We start from the raw sequence: 21554 nt of genomic DNA, 5'->3' as shown, positions 1-21554 counted from the left end.
TATGGATTTTAATTGTACATCAAATAACTTTATGAGTCGATTTGTAAATGAAATGAAATTACTTAATGAGGATTGAAAAGTTAGAAATCCCATGTAAAATTTTCATGTGAACATTTTGGACTCAAATTCATTAGGGATGATTAAATGCTTAAAAAACTTCTTATCTGTGCTTCCTTTTTCTTATTTTCGCTTGCGGCCTACAGTATGCCTGATGAAGAGAAAGCCTATCTTGCGAATCAATGCTATGAACTGTCGCAAAAAATTGAGGAATTAAATGTTAATCAAACAAATCCTTGCTCATCCATAATACAAGAATCTGCAAAATTAGTAGAACATAGTGGAAAATTTATCTTAAAAGAATACTGGTTTAATGCCAGAACCAATCTACATCGTTCTTACAGATTATTGAATGACGCGAATCAAATGAATTGTAAAACTGCTGCAGCAATTTCTGCTGCCCAAAAAGGTATCGATGACATCTTGGAACAAATATATGGTTTAGAGTAAAAAGAGAAAAACCAATGGCAATAAGAATGATGGGTTGATGACTGGTCTCTAAAAAGGAAAGACAAATGAAAATTATTGTAGTAGGTGGAACCGGATTAATAGGTGACGCGGTATGTAAAGAGCTCAAACAACGTCATACAGTGGTTACAGTCGGACATACTAGTGGTGATTTTCAAGTTGACATTAGAGATGCACGTTCCATTGAATTGCTTTACAAATCAATAGGTTCGTTCGATGCAGTCGTTGCTGTAACGGGTGAAGTATACTTTGAAACGTTAATGGGTTTTACTGAAGAACAATATGCTATTGGTCTGAATAGTAAATTGATGGGGCAAGTCAGGCTGGTATTAATTGGCCACAAATACATCAATAAAGGCGGTTCATTTACTTTAACAAGCGGTATTTTAAGCCATGATCCAATCCTTATGGGAACATCTGCAGCTATGGTAAATGGGGCAATCGATTCTTTTGTAAGAAGCGCAGCGATTGAATTACCTCATCATCTTCGTATCAATGCAGTAAGTCCTACAGTAATATCCGAAGCAATGAATCGGTATGCACCCTTTTTTCGTGGTTTTGAACCGGTTCCAGTTAATCGAGTTGCTTTGGCTTATAGTAAAAGTGTCGAAGGAGCTCAAACTGGGATGGTTTATTCCGTTGAATAAAATTTCATAATTCGCAATATGATTGATTTGATGGCATGCTGGAGTGGCTGAGTTATTGAGGAATGATTTTAAGCAAACGGGAAGATTCATGTTTTTGTGTTTTCTATTTATTTGCAGCAAAAATTAATGGGGCTGTTCCTATGGATTTAATGTTTCATAACAAACCCATAGTGCCTTCCAGAATCTTACCCCGCCTATGATCTTCTGGCACTATCCAAGAAGTTAGACCCCAAAGTTAAAGCTTATGATGATTTAGCAGCATGTGCCGTTTGCTGCGTTGCTAAAGCATATTATCAGGTGAACTCCCATGCGCAATTGAAATTAAATTATGTGGATTTAGGAACCATTGAAGAGACCCAAGAACTGCCCGATCAAGGTTCACTGCAGCCATGTTTTAATCAATTAATCACTACTTATGTTACTGCAGGCAAAACTTAGTTAAAGCAAAATATGCTCGATAAATTTGCAGCAAAATTTAAGCAAAGATGTAAGAAAAATTAAAATGGCTTTATATACTGTTTCACGCCATCTATAAGGAGAACTGCGTGCTGTGTACCCTGGTTGCTCATATCTATCCGGTACTCTCCTTAATTCCTAATTTGAGCTATGCTTATTTCAAATACGCCAGCGCAATATTGTGTTCTAGAGTGATTCAGGGAGAATCCCAAAATGAGCTATTTTAATGCAAAGGACCCCCTATGTGAGACTCAAGGATGTCCCGAGCAAGTGAGCATGGCACTTATTCCTCGATCAGTTGATCTTGGCGGGTTTCGAGTAGATCGCATTTTACCATCGAGGGAACAAAGAACTGTAGGTCCATTTGTTTTCTGGGACCAAGCGGGGCCTAGTGAACTGCTTATGGGCAAAGGCATTGATATACTCCCGCACCCCCATATCGGTTTATCAACCCTGACCTATTTATTTTCTGGAAAGCTGGAACATCGTGATACGCTCGGCAGTCATCAAATCATTGTCCCTGGTGATGTGAACATGATGACTGCTGGCAGAGGGATTGCTCATTCCGAACGTACGCCGCACCAGGATCGTTTCTACCCCCACCCTTTTTTTGGTATCCAATGCTGGTTGGCATTGCCCCTTAACAAAGAGGAAACGAACCCTTCATTCACCCATTATGATAAAAGTGCCATTCCTATGCACAATGAAGATAAAAATATAAGTTTGCGAATCATTGCGGGAGAATGGATGGGATTAAAATCATCGGTCATCACTCAAAATGAGGCGCTTTTTGTTGAATGTAAATTGAAGGCTCATGCCAAGTGGATCATTCCATCAACAGTAGAAGAACGGGCAATTCATATTTTGAATGGTAAGATAACATTTGGGGCTACCCAATATGATGCCACAACAATGCTTATTCTTAAAGCAGGAGCGGAAATCAAAGTAACGGCGCTCTCAGATGTACATATGATTATTTTGGGGGGACCGGCTCTTGAACAACGTCGGTATCTTTGGTGGAATTTTGTAGCCAGTTCGCAAGAAAGAATTGAACAGTCCAAATTGGATTGGAAAGAAGGAAAGTTTGGAAAAATACCTGGCGATGAACATGAATTCATTCCTTTGCCAGAATAAACGTTTACGGAGATGTCTCCATTCAGGCTTTAAAATAGATATTCATTAAAAAGGACCTTGAAAATGAAAAAATCAGATCATGATACTCAATATCTCAAAGATGGCAGCATCAAAACACGATTGACAGGTTATAATCTGCTGAATAATTCCAGATTGAACAAGGGCACTGCGTTTACCGATAGTGAAAGGGACTCTTTCTCCCTCCATGGCTTGTTACCGCCCCAGGTGAGTACTTTGCAAGAGCAGCAAAAACGCCGCCACGATGGCTTGACCGAATTGCCGACCACTTTAGAAAAGTACAGTTTCTTACGCGATCTCCAAGATAATAATGAAACCCTTTTTTACTCGTTGATCATTAATAACATCGAGGAAATGTTGCCCATTGTTTATACTCCTGTGGTTGGGGAGGGATGTCAAAAATTCAGTGAAGTATTCCGCAAGCCTCGGGGGCTGTTTCTTAGTTATCCCAACAAGAATTTGATTGATCAAATCTTTTCTCATCCACGTTATGACTTAATTAAGTGTATCGTCGTGAGTGATGGCGAGCGCATTCTTGGTCTCGGTGATCAAGGAGCCGGTGGAATGGGAATCCCAATAGGTAAAATGGCACTTTATACTGCTTTGGCGGGTATTCCACCACAATATTGTTTGCCTATTCTTCTGGACGTGGGAACCGACAATGAAGAGCGATTAGCCGATCCTCTTTATATTGGTTGGCGACACAATCGTATTCGTGGTGCAGAGTATGACGAATTTGTCGATACGTTTGTATCTGCGGTTAAACGCCGTTGGCCAAACGTTCTTCTCCAATGGGAAGATTTTGCAGGTGTTAATGCGGCGCGGTTGTTGGAGCGCTATAGGGATAAGCTGTGCACTTTTAATGATGACATCCAGGGAACTGCTGCTATGGCAACAGGGACTCTGCTTTCTGCCATTAATGTGACTGGAATTCCGCTAAAGGACCAGAAAATTGTTTTCCTAGGTTTCGGTGGCACGGGTTATGGAATTGCCCAATTGATGCGTGGTGCGCTTAGAGACGCCGGATTAAGCGATCAGGAAGCAGGCGATCGTATCTATGCTGTAGACAGGTATGGACTTCTTGTAGAAGGTGGTAAGGGATTGACTGCTGCTCAGGCAGCCTTTGCCCGTAAACGTTCGGAGGTGGCAGGTTGGCAGGTTACCAATTCTGAGGAAATCGGATTACTTGATGTGGTTCGTAATGTCAAACCTACAGCACTGATTGGTGTTTCAACACAACAAGGGGCATTTACCGAAGAGGTAGTACGCACTATGGCGAAATACACGGATCGTCCGGTTATTTTTCCACTTTCCAATCCAACTTCTCATAGTGAAGCAATACCTAAAGATCTTCTCAATTGGACGGAAGGTCGGGCTTTAATCGGAACAGGAAGTCCTTTTGATCCCGTAAAATTCAATGGAAAAGAGTATTATATTGATCAGACAAATAATTCATATATTTTTCCAGGCTTAGCTTTAGGTATTATCTCTTCTAAAGCAAAAAGAGTTTCTGATGGAATGATTAAGGCTGCTGCACTTGCTCTTGCAGCATGCTCTCCTGCTCGGGAAAATAAATCAGCGAACCTTCTGCCACCACTTGCACACCTTCGCTCAATTAGTTTTGCTGTTGCAAAAGCCGTAGGAAAACAGGCGATCTCGGAAGGTCTTGCTGGGGTTAATGAATCAGGATTTGAGGAAGAGCTTGCTAACAATGTATGGGAGCCCATTTACAAGCCTTACCTACTTGCTGATTAAGCTGGACTTGGAGGACTTGCAAAGTTTGGGTCACTTGACCTGAGGTAACGTCAGTTTTTTGATGAGAAACCTCCACTAATTTTTTCGTCTACGTACCGCGCTTAATTTTTTCGCCTACATACCGTACTTATTTCTTCGCCTACCTACCGCGCTTTATGCGCGGTATCCAGGGGATCTTGCTCTAGAAATGCTCAGCGGCATCTTAAAATATTGTTCTGGATACCGCGCATAAAGCGCGGTACGTAGAGAAATTTAAGCAGTACGTAGAGAAATTTAAATGAAAAACTGACGATCTTTCAGGTCACTTGACCTCAAGTAGTGTCACTTTCATTATCTTTTATTTCTACCCCTCCCCCTCGACTTGTTTGCGGGATTGGCAGGGAGGTAGTAAGTAAAGTATTTCTTGAATAAGGGTTCAATACTTAAGGTTCTCATCAAAAAAAAGACAATACCCCTAGGGCACTTTCACCGTTATCCTTTAGTTGTGGTTATAGACCTTAAAATAAAAATTATATAAAAATCATTGCGTTATCTTATAATTGAATATAGTTAGCAAGAATAAGATACTGTGGTATGATTCTCAAAAGTGAAAGAAACAGTTTTTGTTTAACAGCAACTGTAGCGAATAGAGGACATGATGATAAACTCCAAGATATCATTGGATTTAAAAAAGAAATGCTCCGAAGATCTTTTTTCGAATAACCTCTCCTATGAAATCTCTCATGATTACTTAATGGAATTGTTAGATGTTGGCAAATTAAATGTTTGGCAGTGGGATCTGGGTACAAACGAAATCATTGATTTTGGTTACTCAGAATCTTTGTCTGTTTTAGATGAGACCAGTGAAGTAGGACATATAGATCATTTTATAATACGACTTCATCCAGATGATCGAGAGGAAATTGCCAATACATTAGTCAATTCTTTAACTCATTTTGAGGATCATTATTCCGATTTTCGTGTTCTATCTAACAAAGGTCATTATGAATGGGTATCAGCTCGGGGGCGTTACATCCGTGATGAAGAGAATAATCCAATTAAAATGATTGGTACCTGGCATTTTATTACGGAACAAAAACATAATCAGGAATTGATTAAATTACAACAAACGACGCTCGAACGTATATCGAGGTGTTATTTTTCAGGAGAAGCCGCATCTTCATTATCTCATGAAATTTCTCAGCCATTATTGGCATTGAATTCTTACTTACTAGGAAGTATTTTGCGTTTACAGCAAGAGGATAAAGGAACAAATGAATTTATAAGCGTGCTCCAGAAAGCATTAGAACAAGTTGAATTGATAAGTACCATTATTAAGCGAATGAAGCGTTTTGTAACTCATGGAGAATTACATTTTGAGCGTGTTAATTTAACTTCGTTGGCAAAGCAGTCAGTCATCCTGTCTAAATTTTATTCCAATTTTTCTGGAACAGTTCAATATGAGTTTGATGAGGATTTAACTGAAGTTTATTTGGATCGAAATCAAATGCGACAAGTTTTTTTAAATCTTATTAATAATGCCTTTGAAGCGATGTTCGATGCAAAAACTGTGAATCCTAGCTTGCTTATCAAGATAAAAAACTATGACACGGATGTATTGGTTACTATTGTTGATAATGGGCCTGGGGTGTCGCAAAATGTACTCGATAACCTATTTATTTCATGTTACAGCACCAAAGAATACGGCTTGGGTCTTGGGTTAAATATTTGTAAAAAAATTATTGAGGCACATGGCGGAAACATCAAAATAGAAAGAAATACCTCTGGTGAGGGCACTGTAAGTTCTTTTAGATTACCTAATCAATTTTTGGAGTCTCACAATGAATAAGACAATTTATATTGTTGACGATGATGAGAACGTATTGCGTGCTTTGAAATGGCTTTTTGACTCGATGAGTTTTGAAGTGAAAACCTACGCGAATGCAACCGATTTTCTGGAGCAATATAATCCTTCACATATAGGATGTTTGATTACCGATGTCCGTATGCCAGATATAGATGGTCTTGAACTACTCGAAAAATTAAAAGGTCAAAATAGCTTACTCAAAGTGATTATTATTACGGCCTATGGGGATATACCCATGGCTGTGCGAGCGATAAAAGCTGGAGCCATTGATTTTATTACCAAACCGATAAATGAGAAAGATTTATTAAAACTGATAAAAAAATGCCTTGAACATTATCCAAATCATACTTCTCATGCGGTTAATAAGTATGAACTTTTAACCGAAATTGAACTCAAAGCCCTTGACGCGATTTGGAATAAAAATTAAGTGGATTATTTATTAGATTATCAATACCCCAATAACCTTCTGATGCGATTGGTATAATCTCGTAAAGGGGTTTGCACTATAAAATTCTTCAGTGGCGTTTCAATCTCAAAATAGAGAATATTGGCTAAAAACCCATAACAACAGGCATCTAGTGCATGCACTTTATCTCCAAATAGATAATCTTTATTTCCTAAAATGAAAAGAATTGCTTGTAAATCATCAATGCCTGATTGATATATATCTTCGGTGGGGTATCTACCAATCCCTTGGTAATGATATTTTTCAATATTATATTTTCTGACTTGCTCAAGAGTGGCTTCAGATAACTCGGAAAATTGTTTTAAAAATTCAGCTTTGAATAAAGGCCAGAACTGCTCATCTTGCCAACGCGAATAGGACATAACCCAATACATATGATTATCTAACATTCGTGTAGTTAAAAAATGGATATTCTTTTGTTCTGCAGTTAAGCCATGGTCCAAATCAACATATTTTTGCGAAAGATATTGGATAATAGTGTTACTATCAGTAAGGATTTGTCCCTCATCATTCAGGTAAGGCAACTGTCCTCGTGGTGCATGCTGGGTATTTATAATATGTTCATGCTGGTAATCTATTTGGGTTAGTCTAAGAAAAGTGTCCACTTTCAAGCCAAAGGGGTTATTATCTGGAAGTCCAAAAAGTTCTGGATAAGAATATAATACCACCATAGTCAACTCCCTAATTTTTATAATGACAATTACTCGCCTAGCTTTCAAAAGAGTAACTAAATTTAGTTACTTTTAAGGAATTCCAATACAAGTTCCACTCTAGCCCAATAGTTTGAATGCAGCAACTCCAATAGAAAAAAGTAGGTATATCGGAAGAAATGGCATGGATTCCTTCTAATGTGCAAATTAAGGCAAGGAACTATCATTAGAGTCGATTTGAAATACGTTTCCAAATCAATGAGACAAGAAATTCATCATGACTTTGCAATCAATGCGCTCCAAAACAGGAGCAATTTTACTTTTATTTAACAAAATAGGGCATTTATTTACAATTCATCTCTTTAATTTAAGGTTTGTTTAATAAATAATCAGTATCATATGAAATATTCCCTTATTTTTGCTTAACAGCAAATAAGTCCAGTAATTTAGGGGGCGGTGAGATGACGATTGATCTGAGTGTAACAACCAAAGATTTAATTGCACAATTAGGTGCAATAGATCCAAGCTTTGTTCAGACAATCACAAAGCAAGCAACAATTGATAAAAAAACTCTGTTAGCATGGTTGGAATCCACCTCAAAAACTGCAAGCAATCACCAGGCATTTTTTCTAATTACCTCATTGCGGACTTCTTTATTAAAAGATATACATAAATCATTAAATCCTGGACACACAGAAGAGGAAGCTCAAAAAGGAGGCATATCTGCAAAAGCTAAATATGCACTATTAGCTCTTGCGGGAACTGTTTATTTTGGTTGCGAAGGGTTTGATGGTATTACTGCAATGTTGGGTGCTTTTTCTTCAATCCCAACCATTGCTTTATTTGTGGCAGGAACATTATTTTCAGTTCTTTCCATGATTGTATTTTATAGTTTTGATTTGGTAGAAATTTCCAAAAATTTGGGTATTAAATCCACAGATACAAAAAAATTACTGGATGTTTTACTTGATGAAGTGAAACAGATAGAAGCCATTCGCATGCGTCTTGCCAAAACTGCCCAGAAAACGAAGGAAGAGTTTGAAGAGGATCGTCAGCTTGCAGCAGTATTACTGCAAAGATATAAAGACTTAGAACAAATTCGACAGGATCTGATGTCAGCTGCGAATAATCCTTATTTACAAGCGGCTAAATACATCACAGCAGGGGTTGCGGGAATTTTATTTTTTAGTGGTGGTTTTTTTGCCGGCCAAACAGTAGCCTTGGCCATTGCGGCTTTGTTTGTTACTACTATGACGGCAACGGCATGGCCGATTGTTGTGGCAGGGGTTGCCGTTGGCTTGGCAGCACTCAGTGTTTACTGGTTTGTCGAACGTCCAGGGATTGAAAATCTGATCAGCCGTTGGAGAGGATTAGATAAAAAGAAAATGGATAAATTATGTAAACCAGACGTGGTGAAAAAAGAAACAGAGGAACTGGAGGAATTAATTACAAGCATTAATTTTAAGATAGACTTACTGGAACAACACGATGCAGACCAATTGAAAATTAGGACGCTTGAACAAGAAAACTCTGGATTGAAAGTAGAGAATAGTGCGCTCCTGCGGCAAGCACAGACTGCGGAACTCGAAGTTGAACTTTTAAAAGCAGAGTTAGAAAAGCTAAAAGAACAACAACAGACCAAACCAATTGTTGAGAGCTCGAAACAAGAGGAGCACGTTGTGCCAGACAGCATAAAAGTCACTCAGCCACTTCATATATCTAGAGATGATAATGAACCGTCACCGCGCCAACGATACTCTCTTTTTAAATCGGCATCTACAGGACACCTCCTTGATTTAGGAAAAACTTCTACTCTGGAAAATTCGATTTAATGCGATGAAAAGGAAGCAAGCAAGTTGGGTCGTTCGGCCTGAGGGCTCGTCACTTTTTTATAAGAGCCTCCAATAATTTTTTCGCCTACGTACGCGCATAAAGCGCGGTACGTAGAGAAACTTTAACTTTAAATGAAAAACTGATGACGATACCTCAGGCCGAACGACCCAACTTGTTCGCTTTATGCTTTCTTTAGAGTGCATGTGTACTCAATGTATCCTCTATCTGTAAAACGTTCTCTTCCAATGAACGGTTTTTCCCGGAAGTAGACAGGAAGCCATTCTTTGCCAAGGCCTGCATCACGGTGTGATTCGTCGCAGGTTGTTGCCAAACCGGTACAGCAACTGGTTTTTGCCCAAGAACTATAGGTGGCTGGGGTATAGGTCTTCTTTCTGGATTAAGTTCAAATTCTTCTGTTTCCAGGAATTTAAGTTGTTCGGCAGTAAGTGTTTTGAGCTGACTGGTATAAATAAAGGGCAGAGCTCGGAGTTTGAAAACCAAGGAAAATGCTTCGAATTTATTACTTAATTCAGTATATCCATGGTGTAATGGATCATCATATGTTGCTTGTAACTGGGATGGCGACAAGGTGTCAATCTGATTGAGATCAGTACGATAATAAATTTTCTTGTCTTTACCTAATAAGAGCAAGGGCTGCGGTTGGCGGTATTGATAGTCAATATCAGGCATTTGTTCCAGGCCGCCATATTGTGACTGTTCAGGCAATTTGCTTCCATTAAATACTTGATGTAAATCGTGTAATGAGGAAGTCATTCCTGCAAGACATGCTTGTTTGTTAAAATAATTATTTGCAATATCAAAATCACCATCACCACTTGTTGCAATTGGAGGCTCGCTTTTATCGGGTGTTGGGTCATAAACGCGTTTGGTGTAGACGGCTATCCTGTTAAGTTCATCATGCAAGTTATTAACTAAAATGCTGCCCCAAACACCAAAGCGCTGTGGAAGTAAGGCTCGTAAATCACCCATAAATGAAACATGGCCAGCAGCAAAATGATCGGTATAATAGTGAAAACAAAAAAACTCCATTCCCAAAGACAAAGCCTGATAACGATGGGCTAAATCCTCTAGTGTTTCACGATCCAGGCCATTAGGAGTTTGTCTGAGTATCTGGAGTAATGCATTGAAATCGCTGTTTTCTGATTGATAATCTGCATGAGCCAGAAATTGTTTTAACTCATAATAAATACGCGCATAGTTCAATGCTATATGATGGCCAATAGTATAAACACGAACTGACCATGGAGTAAAATGCGCTATATTTCTATTTAAAATGTCACTGTAGTTTTTTACTCTAAGCGCAAACATAAGTTGTTGTACGTAGAAATTTAATGTGCTTGAAAACGGAATGTAATTGGCATTGTTAATTGTATAAATCGTGTCAATATCACTTTGTTTGACTTTGTTATTCGCTAATCGGTGATAAGAGCTAATTAATTTTTGCTCCTCGTCTTCGGTAACTGGCGACTTAATTAAATATTTTCCTAAAGTTTTGCATGCCTCTGTACTATCAAAAGCCTTTGGATTTTCTTTAAATTCACAAATGCTTGGCAAATTTAATGAAACTTCTTTGCCGCCAAAATAATCACCCGACATGGCGATAATCACACCCGCGGATACATTTAATCCCATGGGTTCAGGAAGACCAATCTCATTAATTCCTTGTAAGTGCAAATGCAAGCTGCCTTTTTCAATATCAATGTATGGATTGTCTTTTAAGACATTCCAGTCTTGAAATCGCAATGCATCACCCAGTTCCGTGTGTTCAGTTGTATCCATAAGCAAGCTCCATTTTTTATTTTTATGTATTGCGCCTTAAAAAAACAATGAACTTTTAAATGCGGGTCTTAAATCAAATTCTCAGAAACTAAAGGTAAAAAATAAATATAGAAGGACGATGTCAAATTTTCAAATGAGTCAGTTAATCTCCTTAAGGGTAAGTGTATTTTTTGCATCTATAATTAAAATAAATTAAACATGCTGAGTTTATTATGACCGATAAAAAAATGGAGCAACCCTTAGGAGTGCATCGCAATACTTTATTTTCAAATACTACAGATACGAGTACCGCTTCCTCTAAAGATCGGCTAAAAGATTTTGATGCAAAAAAACAGGATGCATGGCTTGAATTCAGCAAGAAAGTGATTCATGAGCTGGGTGAACGAGCGTCCTCTTTTCCAAAAGTACCGCCAGAAGTTCATAAGGACATTCATTGTCCTCCAGATATGTTGCGTTCTCAAGTAGGTTGTACTTATGCTTGGTTGGCTGATAAACGGCGTGAAGTAGCCAAAGCACTGAAACATGGGCCGCTGAGACATCAATTCGGATTAATTAATAAAGCAGGTTTTGTATCTACAGATGATTTTAATTTATCTAAAGATTTACCAACCCAAAAAAATATGATCTATGCGCATCTATCCGATTTAATTCATCAAAACAGGGAGAACGTTGAGGTAAAAGGATACCCGGATAAATCAGGCGAAGGAACAAAATACACAATTACGATTAAAATGACTGATGATGAACGCGAATTGGCGCATAAAAAAAACGCAGCTTCCAAGTCTCCATTTATTGAAGATGATGTGGTCCTTACGATTACTTTTAACGATTATGGTAAGGACGACAGTAGAACCTCCATTGTGATTGATCATCGTTTTACCCCTTTTGCTGAGGATTATCGTGATAAGTCCAGTTATTTTCAGGTGCAATTTGAATTAATCGACCCTTATTTTCAAGCATGTTTTAATTGGGAACCTGCTCAGGATATAAATGATTTTTTAGTCAATGCAGGAAAACTCGCATACAGCCTTGCACGATTACAACCTGTAGGCCGAGGAAATTCAGCAATTGTCGAATGGATGATAAGAGGACTTGCCGAAGCAAAGAATATTGAATTAGGACCTTTTAATCACAATGAATTGGGATGGGACTTTAAGGCATTCTTGACACCAGATATTAATGAGTACGCTCGTTGGTTTGCTGAAAAAGCATTTACTAAGTGTACATTAACCGAAAGAGAGTCTTTAAAAAACGCATAAGTTAAAGGAGTTGACATAAATAGTAGGGCTTGAATTCACGAGGTATTATCAGCACGAATCAATTCGTTTACTTATTTTATTTTCGATTATTTACAAATTTTCGAAAATAATTGATACTGTCTGCATGATTGAAGTGAAATGCACGGAATATGTCCAAAATTAAAATAAAACAATCAAAAGCAAGTACTGTATTAGAGAAATTACGCCTCGATCTTGTAAGCGGCTATTTTGATCCTGGACAAAAATTACAAATGGAGCAGTTAAAAGAACGCTATGAGGTGGGATACAGCCCTTTGCGTGAAGCTTTATCTCGGCTGGTAAGCCATGGTTTAGTGAACCTTGAAGATTTGTGTGGTTTTTCAGTACCGTCTTTGTCTTTAGAAGAGTTATATGATCTCTACGCAGTCAGAATACAGATTGAAACACGTGCTCTGGAATTATCCATGCAACATGGAGATGAACATTGGGAAGCGGACATTATTGCATGCTGGCATCGTTATGCAAAATATCTTACTCCACAACCCAATAAACTGCTGGATCTCATTGAATGGAATGCGTTTCAAAAAGAATTTACCTTCACACTGATTAAGGCGTGCCAATCTCCGTGGTTACTTAAAATTCAAGACATGTTGTATGACCATTCATCACGTTATCGTTTTTTATGTTTGGGTCGCCATCATAATGATGAAAAAGTATTAACAGAGTTGAGACAAGAAAATGAGGAGTTAGTTACTGCGGTATTGACGAGAAATAAAGAAAAAGTGATGCAGATCTCACAAAAAGGGTGGAATAGCTCGATTAAAATTATGGTGGATAGTTTAAAGGATAAAAAAGCTAGGGAATAAGCGATGACCGAAAATAAAAAAAATTACTTACTCGTTCCTTCGGTACCTACTCCAAATGGTCGATTGCATTTAGGCCATATTGGTGGTCCGTTTTTAAGTGTGGATATACTCGCACGATATCTAAAACTTTGTGGTCACTCGGTTTGGATAATTTCCGGTACAGACAGTTATGAATCATATACGGCAGGGAAGGCAGAAGAAGAGCATTCAAGTCCTAGAGAAATAGGTCATCATTATCATGCATTAATTGCGCATGAATTAACGTTAATGAATATTAAATACGATCAATTCATTAATCCACTTGATGGGCAATGGAGCATATCCTATCAAGAATGGCATGAGCAGATCTTTCAACAATTATTGAATAATAAGGTTACAGTCTTATTAAAAGAGAACATGCCATGGGATGATAAAAATAAGCGTTATCTGACTGGATATTGGCTGCAAGGAAACTGTCCTGTGTGTTATGAGAGAACTGTAAGTTATTTTTGTGAAAATTGTGGTGCACATTTTCGTCCAGAAGAAATGATTCGTAAATGCTATTCAGATCAAAAAACGGTTGAAAATATTTTCTTACAGCTCCCTGACGACATTGAACTGAATTCGCAGGGAATTCATCAAAAAATAAAGACATTGTTTCAAAGCTATCGGGTTTTACAAAATAATCGGTTCAGGCTTACGACACATTGTAATTGGGGTTTAACAGATAATACTGATCCTGATCATTCAAGAACTTTATTTAGTTATGGTTTTGTCTTTGCCTATTTTCTAATGTTTGGGGAAATCGCAGGGAAACTCATGGGCATCAACAAAAATGCATTTGCTGCAGATTCTGATGTGGTGACCATCTCCAGTTTTGGGATCGATAATTCATTACCTTTTTTAAGCAGTGCATTGGGAATTAGTTCTGGATGTCCTCAATACAAGTCATTTGATTATTATCTGGTTAATTATTTTTATTACCTTGATGGGAGTAAATTTTCAACAAGTCGACAGCATATGATCGGAGTAGATGAGGTTATCAATCAAAAAGGGCTATGCAGTGATATTGTTCGGCTTTATCTTGCTTCAATCGATGTGCGCAGTCAAACAGGGAATTTTATCATTGACGTTTTTATCCATTATTACAACAAAACTATAGATTGGTTTGAACACTATATTATCCAAGGGATACAAAACATACCTGAAAAGGTGAGCCAGCCTTGCAATCAACAGCTACAACATCAATTATGCGATTTATTTGCAATTCAAGAAGATGCGTTGCAACCCGATCACTTTTCGCCTCATATTGGGGTTCAATCTCTAAATGATTGGCTCGTTCTGGGGAAAAGCTTAAGTCGCTCCTCGGAGGATTATTTCTGGTGGTTAAAAGGATTTACTTTGGTCATTTATCCTTACATGCCAAAGCTTGGCGAAATAATCTGGAATGCTCTCGGTTATGAACAGTTACCCACGCAAGCGGATTTTTTTGTTAAACCCACGAAGTTCTTACAGAAAAAAATACAATTAACCCTAAAACGAATTACAACGGAATTTGAGAGGCACGAAGAGGAAATGAGTTATGAACAAAACGAATCATGAAGGAGTTTCCGATATACTTGGGGTGGGTGTCGGACCATTTAATTTGAGTATTGCTGCTCTTTTATCGTCTGTCAAAGAGATTTCAAGCATATTTTTCGAACAAAATAAGGAAGTGATTTGGCATCCAGGAATGTTATTTCCCAATGCTGAAATTCAGGTCAGTTATTTAAATGATTTGGTTACGCTTGTTGACCCTACTAATTCTTATTCCTTTATTGCCTATCTTGCAAAACACAAACGCCTGTATCGTTTTATTAATGCACAATTTAAGCATGTGTTACGTACAGAATTTAGCCATTATTTAAATTGGGTGAGCCGTTCGTTACCTAATTTATTGTTTGATGAAAAAGTTGAGGAAATTTCTTTTGATAAATCACATTTTGTCATGCAAACATCGCAGAGAAAAATCAAAGGAAAACATCTTATTTTGGGTAATGGTTTAACTGTAAAAGTTCCTGCTTGTGCTAAACCGTATTTGGGTAGAAATGTGTTACATAATAAGAATTTTTTACTCAATCCGATAAATTGGCAGGGTAAAAGAGTTGCTCTTATTGGTGGAGGTCAAAGCGGAGCTGAAATTGTGCGGCATATTTTATCGAGTGAGCACTTGCCTTTGGAGTTAAATTGGATTTCAAAGAGATCTCAGCTATTACCGATGGATACCTCTCCATTTGTAAGTGAATTTTTCACCCCTAAGTATACTGAATTCTTTTTCCATGTACCTGAGAAAGAAAAAGCCTTTTTATTGCAAGAGCAGCTCTTGGCGAGCGATGGTATTTCTTCCCATTTATTGCGAGCGATTTATCAAAAACTTTACAGCCTTGAGTTTTTGGAAAATAAGAATAAGTTTTTTAAGTTTTTTCCATGTTATGAATTAACAAATATGAATAACGGTTTAGGGAGATATCAGTTAATACTGACTGAGCTTGGTACGATGAGCAAAAGAGTAATCTCAGCTGATATTGTTATTTTGTGTACAGGGTACCAATGGGAGTTCCCATCTTATCTTTCCCCGCTATCTGAAAAAATACCTTTAAATAACGGAGTATTTTGTGTCAATCAGGATTTTTCCATTGTATGGGATGGGCCAAAACAACATCGAATTTATGTCCAAAATGCAGCACGTAATTCTTATGGAATCGCAGAGCCAAATTTAAATGTCATGGCATGGCGGAGTGCAAAAATAATTAATAGCGTGACCCAATCGTCAATTTATGATCTGGATCAGGAGAGCACTGTCTTGGATTGGGAGCGAGAATTATTCTCTGAGGAGCAACAATATGCCTCAATTGCCTGAGTCTGTTGTTTGTGCAAATCCAAGATTAGTTTTTTCTAATCCAGAACCCATTGCTTCAGGAGTTGTAGTAAACCCTGTTGATTTTGCACAAAAGCAAGTACACCCACCCGTTCAAATAACTTATTTTCAGGTGTTACCTCAGAGTGAAACTCCTATGGATGATCATCAAGAACAGGAGATTTGGATTGTATTAAATGGAAGTGGTATTTTGATTTATGAAGAAACTTTTTATTTGCTGAATGCACAAGATATTTTTTATTTTGCATCATTTAAAAAGCATCAAATACGTAACCTCATGTACGAACCACTTCTTATTTGTTCTATTTATTGGTAGGGAATTTTTGGTAACAGCTCATAATGTTGGTGGAAATTTAATGAAGAACTATAAGGTTAGATGGCTACAAGCCGTTGATAAAGAAAACTGGTTAATAATGTGGCAGGAATACATGGAGTTTTATCAAACATCTCTGCCTGCGAAAGTAGTGAAAAATACGGTGAATGCATTACTTTCTGATAATAAAAATATAGGCTGCCTTATTGCTTGTGACTCTCAAAATGGGGCTATTGGCTTTCTAACTTTTATCCTCCATTTAAGTACCTGGAATATCGAGCCAGAATGCTATTTACATGATTTATTCGTGAAGCCGGAACATCGGAAAGCTGGGGTAGCAAAGATGCTTATGGAGGAGTTAAAACAAATCAGCAGGTTACGCCAATGGAGTAAAGTATATTGGATTACCAAACCCGATAATCAGGTGGCTAGAACGCTCTACGATAAAATTGGGAGAGGTGAATCTTGGATTATGTATGTTATGGCAGCTGATGAAGCTCATTCCTCATCTCCATCATGCCCCCATAAATGAAAAAAGGAACTGCAGATTATTTATATTTCTTAACTAAATACACTCTTTACTATCTTGATCTTTTGGGAAATTGACTCATTTTCTGCCTAAGAATTTCCCTGATTTTAAGAAATAAATTAATTCCTTATGCTTTTGATAAAATTTAAAAAATTAAATTTATAGTTGAAATAGCAGAAATAGATACCCAAATTATTGTTTTCTTTGCTATATATTAAAAAATCACCTTGCTACATTTTTCTTGCCAATAAAGACAGTGCATTGATGACTGGACAAATTCTACATCCTGATGGGGGAGAATATATGGCTTAACAGTTAGAGATTTTGAAGAAAGTTCCTAGGATAGCTTGCCAATAAATAACTATGATAAACACTTGTAAATTTACCCTTAAGTTGCAAGTGGATAATTAGATAAAATAAGAAATAAGGAAATTTTACATGCAAGACATTATAAAACCTGCACTTTTTAATGCTCAGTTAATAAGAAGTTTAGGATGTACTACCTATCAAGGTGCTGAAATTGGCGAATGTCTTGCTATTGCAAACCAAATAGAACCTGGTGATAAGGATAGTTGGTATACTCGTTGGGCCGCCTTCGCTGACAGCAATTACAGGATAGCCGAATCCTGTCGTAGTCAAGGGCTTCACATCGATGCAAAATTGGCTTTTTTGCGAGCCTGTACTTATTACCGAACAGCCTTCTTTTTTCTAGAAGATAAACCAACGGATCCGAGGATTGAACAAGCATTGCAATACAGTATACGTGCTTTTCATCAAGCTCTTGAATTTTTTGAAACTCCGGTGGAAAAGTTAGAAATTCCTTTTGAGAATACGACCTTGCCTGGTTATCTTTATCTGCATCATTCTGTTTCAAATCATCCCAAACCCATTCTCATTGACACTGGCGGGGGAGATAGCACTAAGGAAGAATTGTATTTTAGTACTGCAGCCGAGGCCTTAAAACGTGGCTTTCATTGCTTAAATTTTGAAGGCCCTGGCCAAGGCAGTATGCTGCGTTTAAATAAAATACCTTTTATTCCTGATTGGGAGCGGGTAATCGAAAAAGTGGTTGATTTTATCATTGACCGTCCAGAAATCGATACTAATAAAATTTTCTTAATCGGGCGAAGCTTTGGGGGTTATCTTGCCGCTCGCGCCGTAACCAAGGAAAAAAGAATTGCAGGTTGCATTGTGGATCCAGGTATATTTGATGCGAGTGGTAATCTAGAGGCCAAATTTAATTCATTTATGACCAAGTTCCCTGATTTAAAAGAGGTTCCCTTCGAGAAAGCTCTAACACATCTCATGAATACAGATGAAAACTTACAATTTATGTTAGAAAGCCGAAAGTGGCGATTTGGTGCTAAAACGATAGAAGAAATGCTCCATAGAACCCGTGCTTACACGTTGAATGGCTTAGTCGAAAAGATTCAGTGTCCTATGCTGATTTGTGATAATACCTTAGAATACATCACACTGGGTCAGGCAAAAAAACTGTATGATCAGTTACAATGCAAAAAACAATACATTCTTTTTAATGATGAAGAGGGTACTGGCGGTCATTGCGAACCGCTTGCACCGAGATTATTTAGTGCAAAAATTTATGCCTGGCTAAGTTCATTATAAGTTTTTTCATAAGTATAAAATGAACCGAAATTAAATGATGCACTAGACTAGTATAAAAATGAGTTAGTCATCTTTATCTCTTAGAAAAGAGGTTTATTAAGAAAAGTTCTCCTATTTTTAGGAGAGAGTTTATTAATTTTCGGGAAGATAAATGCAGTCTATAGGCACATGGTGGTTATGGTTGTTTTTTATTCTTTTAATAGTGGTCGTATTAGCTATCGATATTATTCTTTTGACCAGAAGTAAGGAAGAGGAGATTTCATTGAAATCATCTCTTGTATGGGTCAGTGTATGGATCATCCTGGCCTTGCTTTTTAATGCATTTTTGTGGGTATATCTATCGCAAAGCCATTCAGTCCATATTGCAAACCAAAAAGCACTTGAATTCTTTACCGCTTATTTGGTTGAAGAATCATTATCGATGGATAATGTCTTTGTCTTTGTCATGATATTTAAATATTTTTCTATACCCATGAAGTATCAGCGCCGTCTGCTTTTATTTGGGGTATTGGGTGCGATCTCTATGAGGATAATACTCATTGTATTTGGGATTTGGCTCATCAATAAATTTGATTGGATTTTTTATCTGTTTGGTTTATTACTCATTTATTCTGCATTTAAATTCTTCACAATGCAGCAAAATGAACAATCCATTGTGAATAATTTTATTCTTAGGGCATTAAGAAAATTTTTTCCAATAACAAAAACAATTCCAAAAGATAAGAGTTTTATTGTAAAGAAGAATAAATCGTATTTTATAACTCCTCTATTTGTTGTACTTATTTTTATTGAAACAAGTGATCTAATTTTTGCTATTGACAGTATTCCTGCTATATTTGGGATCACTAAAGATCCATTTATTGCGTGTTCATCGAATGCTTTTGCAATACTGGGATTGCGAGCTATGTATTTCATTTTGGCAAACATCCAAAACAAATTTTATTATCTTAACTATGGATTAGCTTTAATTTTAGGTTTTATTGGGATAAAAATGATGGTGCATGATCTCATAGAAATCCCTGTAGTAGTGACGCTTTCAATGATTGTCTTGATACTTAGCGGCTCAATGATTGCAAGCAAATTATCGAAGAAATAAAACCAGAAATTAAATTTGTAGTAACTTGATTTAACCGTCTATAAGTTAGTTGTTAAAAAAGGATATTTATGGAGCAGTTTTTAATTTTCGCGCTGGTAGGCTTTGTGGCACAAATAATTGATGGTGCCTTAGGTATGGCTTATGGGGTAATTGTTACAGGTGTTTTAGTCACCTATGGTATTCCTCCTGCGGTGGCCAGTGCTGCAGTACATACTGCTGAGATTGTCACCACTGGCGTCTCCGGTTTATCACATGCGATGTTTAAAAATGTTGATTATGCATTATTTAGACGATTAGCTATCCCAGGTATTTTGGGAAGTATACTTGGGGCGTATCTCCTGACCAAAGCATCAGAAAAAATAGCGAGGCCTTTTATTGCAGTTTATTTGATCGCCACGGGTTGCTATATTTTATACCGAGCATTCCAAGGTGGAAAAATCATGGAGCTCATAAAAAATTTTATGGTCAAGCGCCTAAAAACCAGGCGTGCACTGCCTTCTAATCATGCACGTGGATTAATACCTCTTGGTTTTTTTGGTGGGTTTTTTGACGCAACAGGTGGGGGCGGTTGGGGATCCATTGTTAATTCCACATTACTTGTACAGGGAACTTCGCCTTCTTACACCATAGGTACAGTGAATTTGACTGAGTTTTTAATCACCATCAGTGTTTCTGCGACCTTCTTTTTTACCATTGGGATTACCAATTGGTTAATTATTCTCGGACTGATTGCCGGTGGGGCTATTGCTTCCCCTTTTGCTGCCTACCTTGTTCGCCATCTTCAGCCGCGACTCATTATGTTGCTGGCAGGAACAGCGATCGCATTACTTGGAATGTACTCAATTATTAGCATGCTTATGAAATGGATGATATAGAGTTAGAGATAATTAATTAAAGAAACGATTCCTATCCAAAAATACAACAGTGGATATAAGTGAAAAAATAGGAAAAAAACAGCTCCCATTTTAGGACTTCCGAAAATTTAATCTTAATGAGCGTGGCATGAATTGTGAGAAAAACGCAAAGTATAATCGTATTGGTTAATGAAAGGGGTAAGCTTTTCAGCTCGCTGAGCTACTTCTCCAATAAGTGCATAAATTCCTTTTCCTAAGATCGCCCCCAATCATAAAACCACAAGAGTGTAATGATAAGGGCGCGCTTTAAAACCATATCCCATCCTTAGTTAAATTTCCACATAACAGTCAAATTAACAATAGAGGATATTTTAATGAAACAAATATTTAATTATTCCTTCAATAAATACATACATAAAACTAATATAAACAATAGTACCAATATATCCTACCACAAGAAGTACCCCGTCTTTTTCTATTAATCCCAGGCTAAAAATAATAAGCAGGAATGCAAAAATAAAATTACTTAATGGGATAGGCAACATCAGAAAAATGGCTAAACAAAAAATAATGATGCCAGTGATTATTTCCATCAAACGATAGGTCATAAATATCCAGCGTGGTTTCAAAAAATATTCAATTTTAGTCAAATAAGGTACTGTAGTATGAATTACCTTAGAAATAGTCTTTTGATGAATCGTGCGTTTCGCAATAATTTTTGGTAACCACAATGTTTTTCTGGCAAATATCATTTGGCATGCAAAAAGTGCTATAGGCAGACTAAACACAATAGAAACACCTGGGACCGTAGAAAAAGGTAAGGCACTAGGTAAAGCAAAAAACAACAATACAATTCCAAATGCCCGCTCACCCAGAACTTGTAAAATATGTTGAAACGTTAATTCACCTTTTAATTCCTTATGGCGTACGAGCTCTAAAAGGATATCAGAAGAATGTGTAATTGTTGTTTTCATAAATAACTCGTAGTTGTAACCTGTTTCCAGGC

At 37.3% G+C, this 21554-nt stretch carries 20 protein-coding genes; 17 read left to right on the top strand and 3 right to left on the bottom strand.

Features of this window, described 5'->3' with window-relative positions:
* Positions 1-144: 144 nt before the first annotated feature.
* From LXO92_RS00285 to LXO92_RS00255, 7 genes are all read left to right on the top strand, one after another.
* The gene (locus LXO92_RS00285) at positions 145-507 is read left to right on the top strand and encodes a hypothetical protein (RefSeq protein WP_182350764.1); all 363 of its coding nucleotides are present in this window, start codon (positions 145-147) and stop codon (positions 505-507) included.
* A 65-nt stretch (positions 508-572) separates the two neighbouring features.
* A complete protein-coding gene (locus LXO92_RS00280; RefSeq protein WP_182350763.1) occupies positions 573-1172 on the top strand; it encodes a short chain dehydrogenase in 600 nt (199 codons plus the stop codon).
* A gap of 297 nt (positions 1173-1469) precedes the next feature.
* The gene (locus tag LXO92_RS00275; RefSeq protein WP_182350762.1) at positions 1470-1610 is read left to right on the top strand and encodes a hypothetical protein; all 141 of its coding nucleotides are present in this window, start codon (positions 1470-1472) and stop codon (positions 1608-1610) included.
* Positions 1611-1841: 231 nt separating this feature from the next.
* Positions 1842-2762, top strand: a complete 921-nt coding sequence (locus tag LXO92_RS00270) for a pirin family protein (RefSeq protein ID WP_232890092.1) — start codon at positions 1842-1844, stop codon at positions 2760-2762.
* A gap of 63 nt (positions 2763-2825) precedes the next feature.
* Complete coding sequence (locus LXO92_RS00265) at positions 2826-4535, top strand: NAD-dependent malic enzyme (protein ID WP_182350760.1); 1710 nt, start codon at positions 2826-2828, stop codon at positions 4533-4535.
* Positions 4536-5268: 733 nt separating this feature from the next.
* The gene (locus LXO92_RS00260) at positions 5269-6363 is read left to right on the top strand and encodes a sensor histidine kinase (RefSeq protein WP_232890091.1); all 1095 of its coding nucleotides are present in this window, start codon (positions 5269-5271) and stop codon (positions 6361-6363) included.
* The gene (locus tag LXO92_RS00255) at positions 6356-6808 is read left to right on the top strand and encodes a response regulator transcription factor (RefSeq protein ID WP_182350759.1); all 453 of its coding nucleotides are present in this window, start codon (positions 6356-6358) and stop codon (positions 6806-6808) included. Before LXO92_RS00260 ends, LXO92_RS00255 begins: the two co-directional genes overlap by 8 nt.
* Positions 6809-6828: 20 nt before the next feature.
* Here LXO92_RS00255 and LXO92_RS00250 read toward each other — a convergent pair whose 3' ends face one another.
* Positions 6829-7518 (bottom strand): glutathione S-transferase family protein, encoded by a 690-nt coding sequence (locus tag LXO92_RS00250; RefSeq protein WP_232890090.1) that lies wholly within the window; start codon positions 7516-7518, stop codon positions 6829-6831.
* Positions 7519-7958: 440 nt separating this feature from the next.
* Here LXO92_RS00250 and LXO92_RS00245 point away from each other — a divergent pair, with 440 nt between their 5' ends.
* The gene (locus tag LXO92_RS00245; RefSeq protein WP_182350757.1) at positions 7959-9329 is read left to right on the top strand and encodes a hypothetical protein; all 1371 of its coding nucleotides are present in this window, start codon (positions 7959-7961) and stop codon (positions 9327-9329) included.
* 193 nt (positions 9330-9522) lie between these two features.
* Here the strand turns inward: LXO92_RS00245 and LXO92_RS00240 are convergent, their stop codons facing one another.
* On the bottom strand, positions 9523-11130 hold the full coding sequence (locus LXO92_RS00240) for a hypothetical protein (protein WP_232890089.1): 1608 nt from the start codon (positions 11128-11130) through the stop codon (positions 9523-9525).
* Between the two features lie 212 nt (positions 11131-11342).
* Between LXO92_RS00240 and LXO92_RS00235 the strand changes: the two genes are divergently transcribed.
* The 9 genes from LXO92_RS00235 (at position 11343) to LXO92_RS00195 (ending at position 20569) form a co-directional block, all read left to right on the top strand.
* Positions 11343-12389 carry a hypothetical protein gene (locus LXO92_RS00235; protein WP_304608168.1) on the top strand — a complete coding sequence of 349 codons (1047 nt, stop codon included), beginning with the start codon at positions 11343-11345 and terminating at the stop codon, positions 12387-12389.
* A 149-nt stretch (positions 12390-12538) separates the two neighbouring features.
* Positions 12539-13234, top strand: a complete 696-nt coding sequence (locus LXO92_RS00230) for an FCD domain-containing protein (protein WP_182350754.1) — start codon at positions 12539-12541, stop codon at positions 13232-13234.
* A 3-nt stretch (positions 13235-13237) separates the two neighbouring features.
* Positions 13238-14815, top strand: a complete 1578-nt coding sequence (locus LXO92_RS00225) for a methionine--tRNA ligase (RefSeq protein WP_232890084.1) — start codon at positions 13238-13240, stop codon at positions 14813-14815.
* Positions 14796-16112 carry a lysine N(6)-hydroxylase/L-ornithine N(5)-oxygenase family protein gene (locus tag LXO92_RS00220; RefSeq protein WP_182350752.1) on the top strand — a complete coding sequence of 439 codons (1317 nt, stop codon included), beginning with the start codon at positions 14796-14798 and terminating at the stop codon, positions 16110-16112. Before LXO92_RS00225 ends, LXO92_RS00220 begins: the two co-directional genes overlap by 20 nt.
* Positions 16096-16446, top strand: a complete 351-nt coding sequence (locus LXO92_RS00215) for a cupin domain-containing protein (protein ID WP_182350751.1) — start codon at positions 16096-16098, stop codon at positions 16444-16446. Before LXO92_RS00220 ends, LXO92_RS00215 begins: the two co-directional genes overlap by 17 nt.
* 40 nt (positions 16447-16486) lie before the next feature.
* Positions 16487-16975: a GNAT family N-acetyltransferase gene (locus LXO92_RS00210; RefSeq protein ID WP_232890082.1), complete on the top strand. Its 489-nt coding sequence runs from the start codon at positions 16487-16489 to the stop codon at positions 16973-16975.
* A gap of 435 nt (positions 16976-17410) precedes the next feature.
* Positions 17411-18598 (top strand): alpha/beta hydrolase family protein, encoded by a 1188-nt coding sequence (locus LXO92_RS00205; RefSeq protein ID WP_182350749.1) that lies wholly within the window; start codon positions 17411-17413, stop codon positions 18596-18598.
* Between the two features lie 151 nt (positions 18599-18749).
* Positions 18750-19694: a TerC/Alx family metal homeostasis membrane protein gene (locus LXO92_RS00200; protein WP_232890080.1), complete on the top strand. Its 945-nt coding sequence runs from the start codon at positions 18750-18752 to the stop codon at positions 19692-19694.
* 68 nt (positions 19695-19762) lie between these two features.
* Complete coding sequence (locus tag LXO92_RS00195) at positions 19763-20569, top strand: sulfite exporter TauE/SafE family protein (protein WP_182350747.1); 807 nt, start codon at positions 19763-19765, stop codon at positions 20567-20569.
* 350 nt (positions 20570-20919) lie between these two features.
* On the opposite strand, the gene LXO92_RS00190 is transcribed toward LXO92_RS00195, so the two are convergent.
* Positions 20920-21522 carry an exopolysaccharide biosynthesis protein gene (locus tag LXO92_RS00190; RefSeq protein ID WP_182350746.1) on the bottom strand — a complete coding sequence of 201 codons (603 nt, stop codon included), beginning with the start codon at positions 21520-21522 and terminating at the stop codon, positions 20920-20922.
* Positions 21523-21554: the final 32 nt, after the last annotated feature.

It is taken from the genome of Legionella resiliens (assembly GCF_021344005.1).
Taxonomy (GTDB): domain Bacteria; phylum Pseudomonadota; class Gammaproteobacteria; order Legionellales; family Legionellaceae; genus Legionella; species Legionella resiliens.
Note: the sequence above shows the minus strand (reverse complement) of the source record. Positions and strands in the feature narration are given on the sequence as shown.